The 15,440-nt window shown below is 44.9% G+C and carries 13 protein-coding genes; 9 read left to right on the forward strand and 4 right to left on the reverse strand.

All coding sequences use genetic code 11. The annotated features are described in order from the left end of the window. Positions 1-28 precede the first annotated feature (28 nt). Positions 29-1,633: an extracellular solute-binding protein gene (locus MHI27_RS11005; protein WP_076283053.1), complete on the forward strand. Its 1,605-nt coding sequence runs from the start codon at positions 29-31 to the stop codon at positions 1,631-1,633. 108 nt (positions 1,634-1,741) lie between these two features. On the opposite strand, the gene MHI27_RS11010 is transcribed toward MHI27_RS11005, so the two are convergent. Next, on the reverse strand, positions 1,742-3,085 hold the full coding sequence (locus tag MHI27_RS11010) for a glycoside hydrolase family 30 beta sandwich domain-containing protein (RefSeq protein ID WP_076283052.1): 1,344 nt from the start codon (positions 3,083-3,085) through the stop codon (positions 1,742-1,744). A gap of 135 nt (positions 3,086-3,220) precedes the next feature. Here MHI27_RS11010 and MHI27_RS11015 point away from each other — a divergent pair, with 135 nt between their 5' ends. Next, positions 3,221-4,015 (forward strand): AraC family transcriptional regulator, encoded by a 795-nt coding sequence (locus tag MHI27_RS11015; protein ID WP_076283051.1) that lies wholly within the window; start codon positions 3,221-3,223, stop codon positions 4,013-4,015. A 12-nt stretch (positions 4,016-4,027) separates the two neighbouring features. Here MHI27_RS11015 and MHI27_RS11020 read toward each other — a convergent pair whose 3' ends face one another. The 3 genes from MHI27_RS11020 to MHI27_RS11030 all read right to left on the reverse strand — a co-directional run bounded on the left by MHI27_RS11020 (position 4,028) and on the right by MHI27_RS11030 (position 6,996). Continuing rightward, positions 4,028-5,074 carry a glycosyltransferase family 4 protein gene (locus MHI27_RS11020; RefSeq protein WP_076283050.1) on the reverse strand — a complete coding sequence of 349 codons (1,047 nt, stop codon included), beginning with the start codon at positions 5,072-5,074 and terminating at the stop codon, positions 4,028-4,030. Positions 5,075-5,191: 117 nt separating this feature from the next. Next, positions 5,192-6,037 (reverse strand): sugar phosphate isomerase/epimerase, encoded by an 846-nt coding sequence (locus tag MHI27_RS11025; RefSeq protein ID WP_076283049.1) that lies wholly within the window; start codon positions 6,035-6,037, stop codon positions 5,192-5,194. A 50-nt stretch (positions 6,038-6,087) separates the two neighbouring features. Beyond that, positions 6,088-6,996, reverse strand: coding sequence for an alpha/beta fold hydrolase (locus MHI27_RS11030; protein ID WP_405176246.1), 909 nt, complete (start codon positions 6,994-6,996; stop codon positions 6,088-6,090). A gap of 242 nt (positions 6,997-7,238) precedes the next feature. On the opposite strand from MHI27_RS11030, the gene MHI27_RS11035 reads away from it, so the two are divergent. The 7 genes from MHI27_RS11035 (at position 7,239) to rhaB (ending at position 15,379) form a co-directional block, all read left to right on the forward strand. Then, positions 7,239-7,742 carry a GNAT family N-acetyltransferase gene (locus MHI27_RS11035; protein WP_341127789.1) on the forward strand — a complete coding sequence of 168 codons (504 nt, stop codon included), beginning with the start codon at positions 7,239-7,241 and terminating at the stop codon, positions 7,740-7,742. Between the two features lie 227 nt (positions 7,743-7,969). Beyond that, positions 7,970-10,039 (forward strand): bifunctional aldolase/short-chain dehydrogenase, encoded by a 2,070-nt coding sequence (locus MHI27_RS11040; protein ID WP_405176247.1) that lies wholly within the window; start codon positions 7,970-7,972, stop codon positions 10,037-10,039. A 40-nt stretch (positions 10,040-10,079) separates the two neighbouring features. Beyond that, complete coding sequence (locus MHI27_RS11045) at positions 10,080-10,838, forward strand: DeoR/GlpR family DNA-binding transcription regulator (protein ID WP_042187090.1); 759 nt, start codon at positions 10,080-10,082, stop codon at positions 10,836-10,838. A 26-nt stretch (positions 10,839-10,864) separates the two neighbouring features. Further along, a complete protein-coding gene (locus MHI27_RS11050; protein ID WP_042187093.1) occupies positions 10,865-11,593 on the forward strand; it encodes a (Fe-S)-binding protein in 729 nt (242 codons plus the stop codon). Further along, positions 11,590-13,143, forward strand: a complete 1,554-nt coding sequence (locus tag MHI27_RS11055) for a LutB/LldF family L-lactate oxidation iron-sulfur protein (protein ID WP_076283045.1) — start codon at positions 11,590-11,592, stop codon at positions 13,141-13,143. The genes MHI27_RS11050 and MHI27_RS11055 overlap by 4 nt, the downstream gene beginning before the upstream one ends. Continuing rightward, positions 13,136-13,864, forward strand: coding sequence for a lactate utilization protein C (locus MHI27_RS11060; protein ID WP_405176248.1), 729 nt, complete (start codon positions 13,136-13,138; stop codon positions 13,862-13,864). The genes MHI27_RS11055 and MHI27_RS11060 overlap by 8 nt, the downstream gene beginning before the upstream one ends. A gap of 27 nt (positions 13,865-13,891) precedes the next feature. Continuing rightward, positions 13,892-15,379, forward strand: coding sequence for a rhamnulokinase (gene rhaB, locus MHI27_RS11065; RefSeq protein WP_076283043.1), 1,488 nt, complete (start codon positions 13,892-13,894; stop codon positions 15,377-15,379). Positions 15,380-15,440 lie beyond the last annotated feature (61 nt).

Here is a 15,440-nt window from a genome sequence, read left to right on the forward strand (position 1 = left end):
CTAACATTTGTGAGGGAGCAAGACCGTAATGAAAAAGCAACCCAAAAACAGTATCAATAGAACAATCACCGTCATTCTTCTAGTGACAACGTTGCTTGCTGGCCTTACAGCCTGTAAAGGGGACAAAGGGGTAAACTCTGTTGAATCTGATCCGGGTCAATTTCATAAAGAAGGTTTGCCAATCGTGGATAAGCCCATGACGCTGAAGGTTCTAACGGTTCGCTGGGGAAGCATGGGAGATAACTTTATCCAGAATCAATGGCTGAAGGATTTGGAAAAAAATACGAATGTCAAAATCGAATGGCAGGTGATGTCTGCTAATGATTGGAGTGAGCGGAAGTCCATTATGCTGGCAAGCGGTACACTTCCAGATATCATTTTAGGGAGTGAGACCTTCGGAGATTCGGATATCGTCAATAATTTAAGCTTATTCAGGCCGTTTGATGACTATATCGAAAGCTATATGCCTAACCTCAAAGCAGCCATGCAGGAAGAGCCTGAATTGAAAAAAATCAGTACTTTTCCTGATGGGAAAATCTACTCTTTGCCTGCAAGATTACCTTTACGTCCTAAAAGCTCACGCCAACCCGTGATTAACAAAACCTGGCTGGATAAATTGGGATTGAAGATTCCCGATACGATTGATGATCTATACAACGTGCTAAAAGCATTTAAAGAACGTGACCCTAATGGGAATGGAAGGCTGGATGAGATACCTGTTATCGAAGTAAGTAATGATCTCATCAGTCCCTTCGGAATCACGGATCTGAACAATAACTTTATGGTCGTCCAGGACGGAAATGTGGTATATTACCCTGTTTCAGAGGCGTACAAAGAAGGGCTCAAATGGGAGCATAAATTATTTGTCGAAGGTTTGCTTGATAAAGAGTTATTCACGCAAGATGAAACGATGAGATCAGCCAAGTTTCTTAATCCGGATGCTCCTATCGTAGGATTCTCGTATCAGTGGACGCCGGATGCCGTGTTTGGCAAATGGAGTGATCAATATATCACGATTCCTCCGATTGCAGGACCGGATGGTAAGCGCTACACCATAGGAAATCCGTATGGAATGAATCTGGAGCGTAACGAGCTGCTAATTTCCACTTCTTGCAAATATCCAGAGATTGCTGCCCGCTGGGCTGACCAGTTCTATACCAATGAAGCAAGCATTCAAAATTTCTGGGGAGCGATAGACACCGTTATTAAGAAAAATATCAACGGTTCTTATACATTGATGGACCCACCGATGGGTACCAGTGCTGATGCCTGGTATTGGGATCAATCACTCCGGGATTTCGGGCCGAAATATGTCAGTCCAGTGTTTGAAAAATCCATCTTTCTAAACCCAAAAACCGGAGATGGACTGAAGCTGCAGCTCGATAAGCTGGGAAGTGATTATACAACGCCACCTTTCCCTGATGTAATGTACACCGCTGAAGAGTTTCAGCTGCTGCCGACTTTGACTACGGACATCGATAGTTATGTCAATACAATGCGTGCTCAGTTTATAATTACAGGTAAAATTGACGAGGGCTGGGCTGGTTATGTGAAACAGCTGCGGGGAATGGGGCTGGAGAAGCTGGTTAGAATTCGTACCGATGCTTACAGTCGTTATGTGAATGTAGAATAGTGCATTATGTGAAATACTGACGGCTAGGCTGTAACATCCTATTTCACTTATTTAAACAAAGGAGGTTCTCTCTATGCGAGTGGCATAAAGAGAACCTCCTTATTCTTATTACTTTATTAGCAGGGTTTGAATGGCATGAGCCGGAATCATGTTCTCAGCCAAGTTGTTATGGAAGCGCAGGGTGAAAGGAAGCTCTTGTTCCGTGCGGTTCATAACGATAACAGCAATGGTGCCATCTGGGTTACGGAAAGCCGTTGTTTCAAGCTTATCAGTATATTTAGAGTGCCCAATTCGTTTAGCACCTGGGCGAATGTATTTACTGAAATGCCCGATGTAATAAAAGGAGCTCTCAAATATTATTTCATCGTTTTTCGTATCTCCAATGATTGGAGCATCGCAGTAGTTACCTACATGGTTAGGGCCCCCTTGCTCGTCCAAGACAATATTCCAGTCCGTCCAGCTTGACATCCAGTTATTCAGGTTACCAATGATATCATGGCCGTAACGTTCGCCTGTATTCCATGAGCCGAGATGAACGCCACCTTCTTGGCAACCTTCGCTGAAGAACAGCTTCTTGTCTGGGAAGCGATCATGAACGGCCGATAGGGCTTCGAAGTGATCTCCGGAGTACCAGTGGAAGCAAATTCCCCAAATGTATTTGGAAGCTTCTTGATCTTCAAAAGCAATCTTGGCACGGTCATACACGCGCTCCTTGTTATGATCCCAGATCATAACCTTTACATGAGCTAAACCGGCTTGTTCCAAGGCTGGCCCCAAGTAATCACGAACGAAATCTTTTTCTTCTTCGGCAGTATAGAGGCAAGAATCCCAGATTTGAACAGCCTTCGCTTCATTCTGAACACTAACAGCCCAAATATCGATGCCTTCAGCCGCGTAAGCCTGAATATATTTTACGAACATGTTGGCCCAAGCCTCACGGTATTCAGGCTTAAGAGCTCCACCACCGTTCATTTGACCGTTCGTTTTCATAAAAGCAGGTGGACTCCAAGGAGAGGAGAACAAACGGAAATCTTCACCAACAGCTGTTGCAGCATTTTTGATTAGGGGGATAATTGACTCTTGATCTCTGGAAATATCGAACGAACGGAGCTCTGCATCGCCTTCTTCTACATAAGCATAGTTGCCGAGTGAGAAGTCACAGCTCTGGATATGCGAGCGGCAAAGGGTATACCCAATTCCGTGCTCAGGATCAAAATAAGCGTCGATGATTTCTTTTTGTTTAGCTTCACTTAGTTTAGCGATGGTAACAGCAGAAGCCTCAGTAAGTGCACCACCGAAACCTTCCATTTCCTGATACTCCAGATCATCATAAATATTGATGAGCTCTGATTCGACGCCTGATGTGTCAGGGAGGAAGATCAGAGGGTCTTTTTCTGTCAGACGGTCGGTAGTTTCTTTTGCTGTCTGAATGACGCGAACAATTTTACTCATAGTGGTTGGTAACCTCCTGTACATATAAATTCTGTCTTTATTATAGAAGGAGATTAACTGCTCTTTGAAGAAACAATATGGCTAAGAACCTCAACGATCTGGTCATCGACTACTTAGTGAAGAGGAGTGAATGCAATGGAAACTAATTGTGTCCAAATAAGCCTATGCGGCTTTATTTGCCATACTCAGCCTTTTCGGCAATTATATCGCAGTGGGCTGGATACCTATATCATCAGGCTGCAAGCAGAAGGGGAGTGTGAAGTACTGATTGATGGGGACATGGTAACCGTGGTGCCTGGTGATCTGTTATTATTTAAGCCTCAAGATATATATGATCTGAGAATCGGGGAAAAGAAGAGTCCGCTGGGACATAGTGTGGACTATTTTGTAATGTGTACAGGGGAATGGGTGGATCAATGGTGGAACCTGCGCGAAAGACCGAAGAAGGTTAGAATTGCGGATGATGGCAAGCTGCAAAGTATATGGCAACAGCTTGATCTGGAGAATAGAAGACTAGATGGGGGTAGCCCTGAAATACTTGAGGCGCTATTTAAAGCGCTATGTCTGCTGTTAGATCGGGCAATGGAAGAAGCACCTGCATCATCATCAGCCTCACTGCTACACGGGCTTAAGATGAAGAGTTATGTAGAGGAGCATGCTACATCAGAAATCAGGCTAAAGGATGTAGCTGCCCATGCCGGAATTAGTGTAACGAGGGCCGTACATGTATTCAAAATTCAATTCGGCTACTCTATTATGCAATATGCTGGGCAAATTCGGCTTGCAATGGCACTTCGATTAATGGACAACACCAATTATACCTTAGAGCGAATAGCAGAGGAGACGGGGTTTGGAAGCTACACTTATTTCCATAGGGTATTTCGGGAACGTTATGGCGTCTCGCCAGGCAACTATCGTAAGAGAGAGTAGCCTTCACTATTTTTAAGATCGTCTAGTTTTTAACAAGAAGTCCCTAACCGCTTGCTCAAATAACCTGACACTATTTGCCCATGTCCATTTGAGGGAAGATCTTTCACCTTGTACGGCTAATTTAGTTCTTAAGTTTGGGTCTCGAATTAGGCGGATGACATCTTCACCAAGCCGATTCTCGTACCGATAGGAGAGCAGGCAGTTCTTCTCGTGATTTGCGTATTCCATATTTCCGCCTGAATAAACACAGACGAGTGCTGCGCCACACCGCATGGCTTCAAGCCCCGGCAAAGAACCCGTATCAAAAATACTAGAACTAACAAAGATATCTGCACCGTTGTAATGGTAACAGAGCTCCTCATCATTAGCAGGTGTGAAGAATCGATATTTGCCAGTAGCTTTCATTCTTTGGAGAACTTCTGAAGTATTGAACTCGTCGGGCGGACTGATAAAGTTAATATTTACATTGGGACATTGATTTTTCACGTGATCCAGCTGCTCTATAAGATAGTCTTGCTCACGGTGCCATGAGAATCCACGTTCTGCTTTTCTTAATATAGCTGTTATGTTTAAAGGCTCCTGAAGACTGTAACGGATATTCATATTCTTGAAGGAGGAGCTAATGCCAATGGGCACGATTTTTCCTGTGATCCCATGATTTAAACGAATCAGCTCCTGCTGCCAATGCGATAAAACAATTAGATGCTCTGTGACATGATAAGAAGGGAACGACAGCGAACTATCTGGTAAAAAGGGGGGTTCATAACATAATGACAATCTGACATGAATTCCTTTTCCTTGATTGCTAGCTGCTTGAGAGGTAGGGACTGTCGTATGGAAATTAGAAACAATAACATCGCCTATGGGATAGTCCTGTTCTTGAAGCTCCATATGTGTGGAACGGATTAAGGTGGAGCGGACATCATAGGAAACAACCCCATCCACAGGCATGAGGATAGTAACCTGATGCCCCATAGCTGTTAGCCCATTGGTGAGTTCTACCAGCATGCGTTGAGCTCCACCATGAGATAAGGTCAGAATAGGGAATGTGAATCTCATCGGTAATCCCGTCCCTTCCAGTTAGGGCTTAATCGTCAAACGATGTTACTCAATCGTTCTGTTTCTTATTTTATTCAACTCGCTTAGAAAGGTACCATTTATCCAGTTTGGAAAGTATTATTTTTCCATATAAGTAATATTCTTCAGTAAAGCAACGGTCTCATTAATCTCGAGGTTCATTATATCTTCTAAAGATACGTCGATCATGGGCTTGAATTTTTGGAGTCTGCTCAGGAAAGCTTCGGTATGGAAATGCCCTCCACCAGCTTTACCGTGGTAAATTCTCTCTCCATCTTGATAGATGTCTTTTAAATGCGCCAAAATGATCCGATCCCCGAACAACCTGAAGGCGTCATCAACAATTTGATCCTGCATATCTACAGCGTCACCAATAAAATTGCATGGATCCAGGACAACCCCAATATTGCCAGAGGGGATTTCATCTAAGATGCGGCGCATCTTGTCAGGTGTAGAAAGAGTATGTGTGCAGACACCCTCCAATCCCAGAAAAACACCCCATTTTTCAGCTTCCTCTGCAAGCTCTTGTACAGTTGCCTTTAATATATCCCAGCCGATCTCTTCGTAATGGAGCGGATCTTGTGCTTGAAAAGTAGTCAGAGCGCCCGTCTCCGTAGCCACCATAGGGGCGCCGAATTGGCGGGCATACCGAAGATGTTCTTTAAAGCGATCTATTTCTAATCTCCGAATAACAGAATCCGGGTGAATGGGATTGATATAACAGCCTAACACGCCGATGCGTATACCTACTCTGTCAAATTGTTCGCCAACATAGTTTGCGAGGCCTGGACTTAATTTACCTGTGGAGGTATCGATGTCCTGTATAGCTTTGGATAAAGCAAGTTGAACAAAATCGATATCATAATTCTGAAGCGTTGCTGTCAACGAATTGAGGGGTAAACAACCAAATGTATGCGCTAATGTTCCGTATCTGATGGTAATCATCTCCTTATCTAGGATGGGTATCTGTAATTACAAACATAATAGTAGCGCTTTCATCTGGATGCAAGTGATTTATAATTATCGTCTATCAGGAAATTGATGATCTCAGTGTTTACTCTATCCGGTTGCTCATGATTAATCCCGTGTCCCGCATGGGGGATGACTTGGTAATAGAACTTTCCATCTTCTAAAATATTTATGAAATCCTTCGTTTGTTTTAGTGCGTGTTCTCCAACAAGAAAATAGAGCTTGTCTCTAACTGCGACTGCAGCGTTTTTATCGTATGGATGAAGCTTATGCACAAACATAGCTTGCTGATTATGAGTGCGCATTAAAAGGATCAGATGAGCAGCTAATGCTGGATGGTTGTCAAATAAAGGGGAGTGAGGTGCGCTTAACTTCTTCAGAACTTTCAGTAAATTGCGATCCGTTGGAATCAGAATCTCCGGGAACATCATCATTAAAGTTTGGATCATGGATTTAATCGGTGCAGTGACCATCCCGCCCTCCAAACAAACGACACGGTTCACTTTGTCCGGTTGCTTGGTCGCATAATTAAAAGCAATATAGGCGCCATTGGACACACCCGCAATATTAAAGACGTCTATATTCACATACGTCGCTATTTCATTAATCCATTTTACTTGCTCAAACTTCTGTTTGTTAAACTGCTCGTTAGGTATGCTTTTTCCGGGTCCACCCAAAGTATCAATCGCGATGCAATAAAAATGCTTCGAGAACTCCTCGATATTTAAGATCCACATGACCGCCGAGTTATCACCAACACCATGAAACAGTAGTAAAGGTGGATTACTCTTTTGACCAGCAAGGATACAATGCGTCAGTCCATATGTGGTTGGAACATCGATCTCCTCAAGTGGAATGGGCCACTGCTCAACCATCTGCTCATAGGAGTGCCACACTCGTTCTTGCACCTTGGCATTCTTAAAGCTATTTACCATCTCAAACCTCCTTATCCAAAATAAAACATCTGTATCTTATTCCAATTAGTATACTACGAGAGTTCGCAAGGAGGAGATAGAAATAGAAATATTACTGTGAAAAAGAGGGTGAGAGCAGATAAGTGTATTTAATACAACTAAACAATTTTAGTTGTAGAAAGTGCAATTAAATAATGCACAGGGCTCTTTTTTGCAGTAAAATTTTTTGATATGGTAAGCATTTTTGTGTTCTAGGGGGGATTATGATGTTAATTGAGCTAAAGGAAGCGAGTTTATCAGATGGACGCGATATTTTTGAAATGATTATGGAGATCGGCCCTGGGGAGAATGGATTCGTTAACAATGGGTTTAATTTGGCTTACAGTGAATTTCCTGATTTCATCAGAGATCGGATAGCACTCTCAAAAGGCGATAATCTCCTACCAAACTATGTCCCGCAAACCAACTATTGGTTACTGATTGACTCTTATCCTGTTGGTGTTGGAAAGCTAAGACATTCCTTAAATGATCAATTAAGAAAATCAGGTGGACACATCGGATATAGCATCAGGCCTAGTGAGCGAGGAAAGGGCTTTGGCAAGATTTTTTTAGCAGAGTTGTTAAAAAAAACTGCGGATCTGGGGATTGATAAGGTCATGCTGACTTGTGAGCCGAACAATGTATCTTCGAGAAAGGTTATTGAAGCGAACAGAGGAATACTTAGCGGTATCGAGGATGGAAAATGTAACTACTGGATTAGTTTATGAGTCGAGTCGGTGCTGAATAGTGGGGGTGAAGGAGTTGCTAATTGGCAACTCTTTTTTTGTTTTTTCGCAATGGAATTTCAGTTCATCCAAGGAGGATTCGTCTAACTTGTGAAATAAATTTTAAATTTTGTTGAAAACGCTCTATTCAAACACAAACAAATAGATTAAAATCAAAACAAACAAAAATAAACAAAAAAATAAACATTCAAAAACGGAGGTATTCACAAATGGTACAAAGTTTATGGGATTCTGCACGGGGAAAAGTCATCAACGGAGGTCTGGATGCACTGGTCTATCGCTCCAATCTGTTGGGTGAAGATCGTAGAGTCTGTAATTTTGGAGGAGGGAATACCTCTAGTAAAACTATAGAATTAGATTTCCGTGGTCGTGAGGTTGAAGTCATGTGGGTGAAGGGTAGCGGCTCTGACCTAGCTACGATGAAAGCAGGCAATTTTACCGGATTGCGGCTTGAGGATATTGCGCCTTTGTTTGATCGGGAGGAAATGCCTGATGAGGAAATGGTGGCTTACCTCGCGAATTGTATGATTGATCCTAAGCATCCGCGTGCTTCAATTGAGACGCTGCTGCATGCTTTTTTACCATTCAAACATGTAGATCATACGCATCCAGATGCGATTATCAGCTTATGCTGTGCTCATAACGGTAAAGATATTGCGCGGGAAATCTATGGGGATCGTTTCGTATGGGTGCCTTACATTCGTCCTGGGTTCACTTTATCCAAAATGATCGCTGAAGGCGTACTTGCTAATCCTCAAGCAGAATTGGTGTTGATGGAGAAGCATGGCCTCGTGACTTGGGGGGATACGCCGGAAGCTTGTTACGCGAAGACGATCTCTATTATTAATGAAGCAGAGCGTTACATCCAAGATAGAATTGAAGATGAGAATCTGTTCGGAGGTCGCAAATCGGAAGCGCTTCCGGAAGAAGAGCGGCGGGCTGTAGCAGCTGCAGTAATGCCATTGATTAGAGGCGCAGTCAGTGATGAGCGCAAAATGATACTGACCTTTGATGATGCAGAGGATGTGCTGCGTTTTGTAGGTGGAGTTAACTCGGAGAAATTATCCAGTGTAGGTGCAGCTTGTCCGGATCATTTGGTACATACCAAAATGCTGCCACTATTTGTGAATTGGGAACCAAATGCCAGTGATATTGATGGTTTGAAGACGAAGCTGAACGAAGCGATCACCGCTTACAAAGAGCAGTACAAAGCTTACTTCGATCGCAATAAGCATGAGGGAGATGTAATGTTCGAAGCTGCACCGCGTGTGATTCTGATTCCCGGAGTGGGAATGATCAACACAGGCAAAAGCTGGAGCAACTCCAAAATTAGCGGTGCCTTGTATCACCGGGCGATTGCTGTTATGCGCGGAGCTACCGCATTGGGAGATTTCGTCTCTCTAAGTGAAAATGAATCGTACAATGTGGAATATTGGCCTTTGGAATTATATAAATTATCGCTGGCACCAGCAGAAGCAGAATTCTCGCGTAAGGTTGCGTTCATTACAGGTGGCGCAGGAGGAATCGGGAGCGAAACCGCTCGTCGTCTAGTGTCCGAAGGGGCGCATGTTGTGCTGGCAGATCTCAATCTGGAGGGCGCACAGAAAATTGCCGAGGAGATTAACGATAAATACGGTGAGAATCGTGCGTTCGCTGTTAAAATGGATGTAACGCAGGAGGAGCAAGTTAGCGCAGCTTATGCAGATACAGCACTTTTTTATGGCGGAGTAGATATTATTGTGAACAATGCTGGGCTTGCGACTTCCAGTCCTTTTGATGAGACTTCATTAAAAGAGTGGAACTTGAACATTTCCGTGCTAGGAACTGGATATTTCCTCGTTGCACGTGAAGCCTTCAAGGTGATGAAGGAGCAAAAGATCGGCGGTAGCATGGTATTTATTGGCTCTAAGAACTCTATATTTGCTGGAAAAAGCGTATCGGCTTACAGTTCTGCCAAAGCACTCGAAGCACATTTGGCTCGCTGTATTGCAGCTGAAGGTGGAGAGTTCGGTATTCGCGCCAATACAATTTTGCCGGATGCCATTCTACAAGGCTCAGCGATTTGGAATTCGAACTGGCGGAATGAACGGGCTGCTGCTTACGGGATTGAGCCGGATCAACTAGAGGAACATTATCGTAAACGCACAACACTGCTTGTAAATATTTATCCACGTGATATTGCTGAAGGGGTGGCCTTTTTCGCTTCATCCAAGTCAGAGAAGACTACGGGCTGCATGCTGACGATTGACGGTGGAGTACCGGCAGCTTTTACTAGATAAGTGGAAGATGGAATATAGATAGATATAACGGAGGGAAGCCATGCTGATTGCAGACAGATATGAAAGAATCGTAGAACTAGTGAATGAACGTGGCAGCATTCGTGTCTCGGAACTGAGTACATTATGCCAAGTGACGGAGGAGACCATCCGCCGGGATCTTGATCGTTTGGAAAAGGCGGGGAGGCTGCTACGCTCGCACGGTGGTGCAGTCAGTCTACGTGATCGTCAGCCAGAGACGCCATATGCTGAACGTGAAATTATGAACGCAGCGGAGAAGCAGCAGATTGCTCGTGAAGCAGTGATGATGATAAAGCCGGGAGATCGGATTTTGCTGGATGCTAGCACAACTGCATGGTATATGGCCTCACATTTGCCGGATATGCCACTAACTGTACTGACTAATTCTATTAGGGTAGCTGCGGAGTTAAGTGGGAAGGAACGAATAGATGTGATCTCAACTGGCGGTCAACTGAGCCGCAGATCGATGTCCTTTGTTGGTCATTTAGCCGAGCGTTCGCTTGAGTTGTATCACGTGGATAAGATGTTTTTTTCCTGCAAAGGATTTCATCTCGAACGCGGCGCCAGTGAATCGAATGAGCTGCAAGCGATGGTGAAGCGAAAGATGATTTCTATCGCGGAGCAGGTGATCCTACTTTGTGACTCCAGCAAATTCGGAATTCAAGCGTTCACACATGTTGCCACGACTAGTGAATTGGATGTTGTGATAACGGATTACAGCCCTGCCACAGAACAGCTAAAGCAGCTACAGGAGCTGAACATCGCAATAACAACCGTGTAGAAAATAGTGTTGCAGGAGGTGAAGACATGAAGGTATCGATGTTTATTACTTGCATCAGTGATGCTGTGTACCCGAAGGTTGGAGAAGCGATGGCACGTCTGCTTGCCAGATATGGCGTACAGCTGGATTTTCCCGAAGTGCAGACCTGCTGCGGACAGCCTGCGTACAATAGTGGCTATTGGAATGAGGCACGTCAAGCTGCACTTACGATTTTGCAGGCTTTCGAAGACAGTGACTTTGTCATTGCTCCTTCCGGGTCTTGCACCGGGATGCTTCATCATTACCCGAAACTGTTTCAGGATGATCCGATTAATTTGGTCAAGGCGCAGAATTTGCAGCGTAAATCCTATGAGTTCAGCCAGTTCATGGTACAGGTGCTTGGCGTAACGGATCTAGGGGCCGTTTTTCCGCATAAAGTTACCTATCATCCTTCCTGTCATGGCACTCGGATTCTGGGGATTCGTGATGAGCCTATGTTACTTATGCAGAATGTGAAGGCAATGGAGCTAGTGCCACTACCTTTTGCTGAGGACTGTTGTGGGTTTGGTGGAACCTTTGCCGTGAAGATGTCTGATATCTCCGGGGCGATGGTCACCGAGAAGTCAGATCATGTGCTGGAGTCGGAAGCAGAAGTCTTAACGGGTCTGGATATGGGCTGTCTCATGAATATTGCTGGGAATTTGCGTTATCGCCACAAACCGGTCCGAGTCATGCATTTAGCAGAGCTACTGTATGAGGGGGTGAGTGGACAATGAGTCAGAATGCCGCTCAGACTAAATCGGAATCGAATCATGTGAAGCCAGCTACGGTAAAAGAGCGTGCCGACTTGGCGCTGAATAATGATTTTTTGCGCAAAGCGGTTCGCTTTACCACGGAAAGGCTGCGTGACGGGAAACAAAAAGCAGCGAACGATCATGGACACTGGGAAGAATGGCGTGAACGTGGGCGGCAAATTCGCCTGCATACGATCGCTCATCTAGATTATTACTTAAATCTATTTGCGGACAATGCAAGAGCGAACGGCACGCATATTCATTTTGCGGCAACGGGTGAAGAGGCAGTGAAGATTGCTTTAGAGATTGCACAGCGAAAACAAGCGGCTTCCGTGGTCAAATCAAAATCGATGGTGACTGAGGAGCTGCATTTGAATACGGCTCTTGAATCCATTGACGTAGAGACGATTGAAACAGATCTTGGCGAATATATTATCCAGCTTGCCGGAGAAACTCCGTCTCATATCATTATCCCAGCCATCCATAAGAACCGCTATCAGATTGCTGAGCTGTTGTCCAAGGAGGCAGGGGAGGAGCTTTTGCCTGAGACTACAATCCTTGCAGGATTTGTACGGCGCAAGTTACGGGAGAAATTCCTAGAAGCGGATATTGGGATGACGGGATGCAATTTTGCGATTGCAGAGACAGGTTCCATGGTGCTATTTGAGAATGAGGGCAATGCTCGCATGGTCACCACCTTGCCAAAGACGCAAATCACTTTGATGGGGATGGAGCGGATTATTCCTTCTTGGAGCGACCTTGAGGTGATGGCTACGTTATTACCTCGTTCAGCAACTGGCCAGAAGCTAACAGTGTATATGTCCGGTATTTCAGGACCCCGTAGAAAGGATGATGGGGACGGACCCGAAGAGCAGCATATTATTATCCTTGATAATGGTCGATCTGAGCAGCTCGGCGATCCAGAATTTCAGGAGCTACTGAACTGCATCCGCTGTGGAGCTTGTCTGAATGCCTGCCCTGTCTATCGTCATATTGGCGGTCATGCCTATGGTGGAACTTATAGCGGACCGATCGGAGCAGTGTTGACCCCAGCGCTGAACAAAAATGTAGATCAATGGGATGATATCGCAGGTGCATCAAGTCTGTGCGGCGCGTGTTATGAAGCTTGTCCAGTCAAAATCCCTCTGCATGATATGCTTATCTATTTACGGCGACGTAAGGTAGAGAGAGGTTATGGAGACAAAGCGGAAGGTCTTGGCATGAAAGGTTTTGGTGCGATTATGGCGAAGTCACAGCGATTCAGTAGTGTGATGAAAGTAGGCAGAATCGGACAAAAGCTACTTGTGAGAGACGGCGGAATTCCGTCAAAGCTTGGGCCGCTGAAAGGCTGGAATAACTACCGGATCGCTCCGAAGCTGGCAGATGAATCCTTCCGCGAGAGCTGGAAAGAGCTGCAGGAGGAGTTAGACAAAAATAGTCGCGAGATGGACCCGTCGATACAGAAACGGATGGAAGATTTATTAGCGAAGCGGAAGGCGGAAGAACTGAAAGGAGAGCCCGGATATGACTGAGGAAACGCACAGAGAATGGCTGGAGCGTATGGAACATGATTCTCGTGAGAAACAGCAGGCATTCATGAACGATATCGCTCGTCGCCTGAAGCGGCCAAGAACGACTGCGGCTCCGGTACATCCTTTTCGCGGTGCTCCAGATTATTGGCAAGAATTCCAGTGGAGTCCAGAAGAACGCATCGATCAATTTACTGCGAATTTTCAAAGTGCAGGTGGACATGTATTTCGCATGGCAACGATGGATGAAGCTAAAGCTTTTATCGTCAATAAAGCGAGTGATATGCTCGCCCGTTATATTCTTCGGCAAAATGTAGTTGAGCTTGAGGCACTTCGTCTAGAAGAAGAACTTGTAGATACGCAGGTATCTGTCTGGAATACGGATATGCAAGAAGCATGGAAAGCTAGGGCGGCGGAAGCCGATATTGGGATTGTGATCGCGGATTATGCAGTTTCTTATACAGGCTCTATTACAGTGTTATCTTCTGCGGATAAAGGGCGCTCTGTCAGCCTGTTGCCAACCGCATTAATTGCCATCGTTCCGCTGGAGCGGCTGAAGACTCGTCTGGGTGAGGTGCTTATTGATTTTGATGAAGCGGGACAATCGGGTCTCCCCGCAGGTATTCACTTTATCTCTGGGCCTAGCCGTTCAGCGGATATTGAGAATGATCTGACGATAGGTGTGCATGGCCCTGGAATCGTATTCGCCTTGCTGGTAGGCTGATGAGGAGATAAGGAGTGTTGTTTAAGAATGAATGCTGGGGCACATAAACAGGGTCAGAATCATATTGCTATTGATATTGGAGCCTCTAGTGGGAGAGTCGTTTGCGGAACCTTGCAAGAACCGGAAGGAACCTTATCATTAACAGAAATTCACCGTTTTAGTAATGGGTTCTCTGAGAAGAATGGTAATCTTTATTGGGACGTCGATTATTTATTTGCTGAAATTGTAAAAGGCTTGCAGAAGGCGAAGTCAAAAGGAATTGAGCATTGTACCGTCGGAATTGATACTTGGGCCGTGGATTACGTACTTCTAGATCAGAAGGGTACACGAATTCATGAAGTTTTTTCTTATCGTGATTCCCGAACAGATGGAGCGGTACAAAGCCTACATCGCAATATATCAACTGAAAGCGTTTACCAAAAGACGGGGATACAAGTTCTCCCGATTAATACGTTGTACCAGCTGTTTGTGCATGATCAGGCAGATCTTGAAGCAGCACATTCAATCCTGTTGGTCCCTGATTATCTCTACTATCGGCTTACGGGACGAAGAATTAGTGAAGTCACGAATGCTTCAACCACGGGTCTGCTTAATCTGCAAACTCGGGATTATGATACTGATTTACTGGCACTGCTTGGTCTTTCAAAAGAGCAGTTTCCTCCCTTAACGGAACCTGGGAAACGAATTGGCGGATTGACTGATGACTTGGTGGCACGCGGTGATCTTCCAGATTGTGAGTTCATAGCAGTTGCCACACATGATACAGCATCAGCTGTACTAGGCGTTCCTGCAAGTAGCGACAAATGGGGATTTCTCAGTAGTGGTACTTGGTCACTCATCGGGGTGGAACGAGCTTCAGCCATTACAAGTCCAGAAGCGATGGAGCGCAATTATACAAACGAATGGGGAGCCTTCGGCTCATTCCGTTTTCTTAAGAACATTATGGGGATGTGGCTGATCCAAAAGGTTCGTGAGGAATATGGTGGTCAATACAGCTTCGGCGAACTGGTAGAATTGGCAGCGCAAGAAATTCCTTTTAGATCCATCATCTACTGCAATGATGAACGATTCATGAATCCATCCAACATGATCAGCGAGATACAGAGCTATTGTGTGGAAGTCGGACAGTTGGTACCAAAGACACCAGGGGAGATAGCCAGATGTGTGTTTGACAGTCTTGCTCTTTCATACTATTTCTATGTTCAGGATCTTCAGCTATTGACCGGCGAGAAGTGGGAGCGGCTGCACATCGTAGGTGGTGGGGCAAACAATGGGTTGCTATGCCAAATTGCGGCGGATTTGCTAGAGATGGAAATTTATGCTGGACCAACGGAATCAACCGCATTAGGTAATGTGGTTATGCAAATGATCAGTGTGGGTACGGTCACAGATATTAAAGAAGCAAGAGAAATTATATATCGTTCATTTGATGTAACAATCTATATTCCACAAGAGATGGACTCTTCCCTAAAAACCGCGGCATTAGCTGAGTTTGCTCGACTGCAGATCGTTTAAGAGTAACTAATAAAGTAACCGAGAATATATGGGATGACTATTAAATAGCTATGGATGAGCA

Source organism: Paenibacillus sp. FSL H8-0261 (genome assembly GCF_045040645.1).
Classification (GTDB): Bacteria; Bacillota; Bacilli; order Paenibacillales; family Paenibacillaceae; genus Paenibacillus_AQ.

Coding starts and splice junctions, on each gene's coding strand:
- MHI27_RS11050 (WP_042187093.1), top strand. CDS start 10,865: ATGAAGGTATCGATGTTTATTACTTGCATCAGTGATGCTGTGTACCCG.
- MHI27_RS11045 (WP_042187090.1), top strand. CDS start 10,080: ATGCTGATTGCAGACAGATATGAAAGAATCGTAGAACTAGTGAATGAA.
- MHI27_RS11025 (WP_076283049.1), bottom strand. CDS start 6,037: ATGATTACCATCAGATACGGAACATTAGCGCATACATTTGGTTGTTTA.
- MHI27_RS11020 (WP_076283050.1), bottom strand. CDS start 5,074: ATGAGATTCACATTCCCTATTCTGACCTTATCTCATGGTGGAGCTCAA.
- MHI27_RS11055 (WP_076283045.1), top strand. CDS start 11,590: ATGAGTCAGAATGCCGCTCAGACTAAATCGGAATCGAATCATGTGAAG.
- MHI27_RS11035 (WP_341127789.1), top strand. CDS start 7,239: ATGATGTTAATTGAGCTAAAGGAAGCGAGTTTATCAGATGGACGCGAT.
- MHI27_RS11060 (WP_405176248.1), top strand. CDS start 13,136: ATGACTGAGGAAACGCACAGAGAATGGCTGGAGCGTATGGAACATGAT.
- MHI27_RS11030 (WP_405176246.1), bottom strand. CDS start 6,996: ATGGTAAATAGCTTTAAGAATGCCAAGGTGCAAGAACGAGTGTGGCAC.
- MHI27_RS11010 (WP_076283052.1), bottom strand. CDS start 3,085: ATGAGTAAAATTGTTCGCGTCATTCAGACAGCAAAAGAAACTACCGAC.
- MHI27_RS11015 (WP_076283051.1), top strand. CDS start 3,221: ATGGAAACTAATTGTGTCCAAATAAGCCTATGCGGCTTTATTTGCCAT.
- MHI27_RS11040 (WP_405176247.1), top strand. CDS start 7,970: ATGGTACAAAGTTTATGGGATTCTGCACGGGGAAAAGTCATCAACGGA.
- rhaB (WP_076283043.1), top strand. CDS start 13,892: ATGAATGCTGGGGCACATAAACAGGGTCAGAATCATATTGCTATTGAT.
- MHI27_RS11005 (WP_076283053.1), top strand. CDS start 29: ATGAAAAAGCAACCCAAAAACAGTATCAATAGAACAATCACCGTCATT.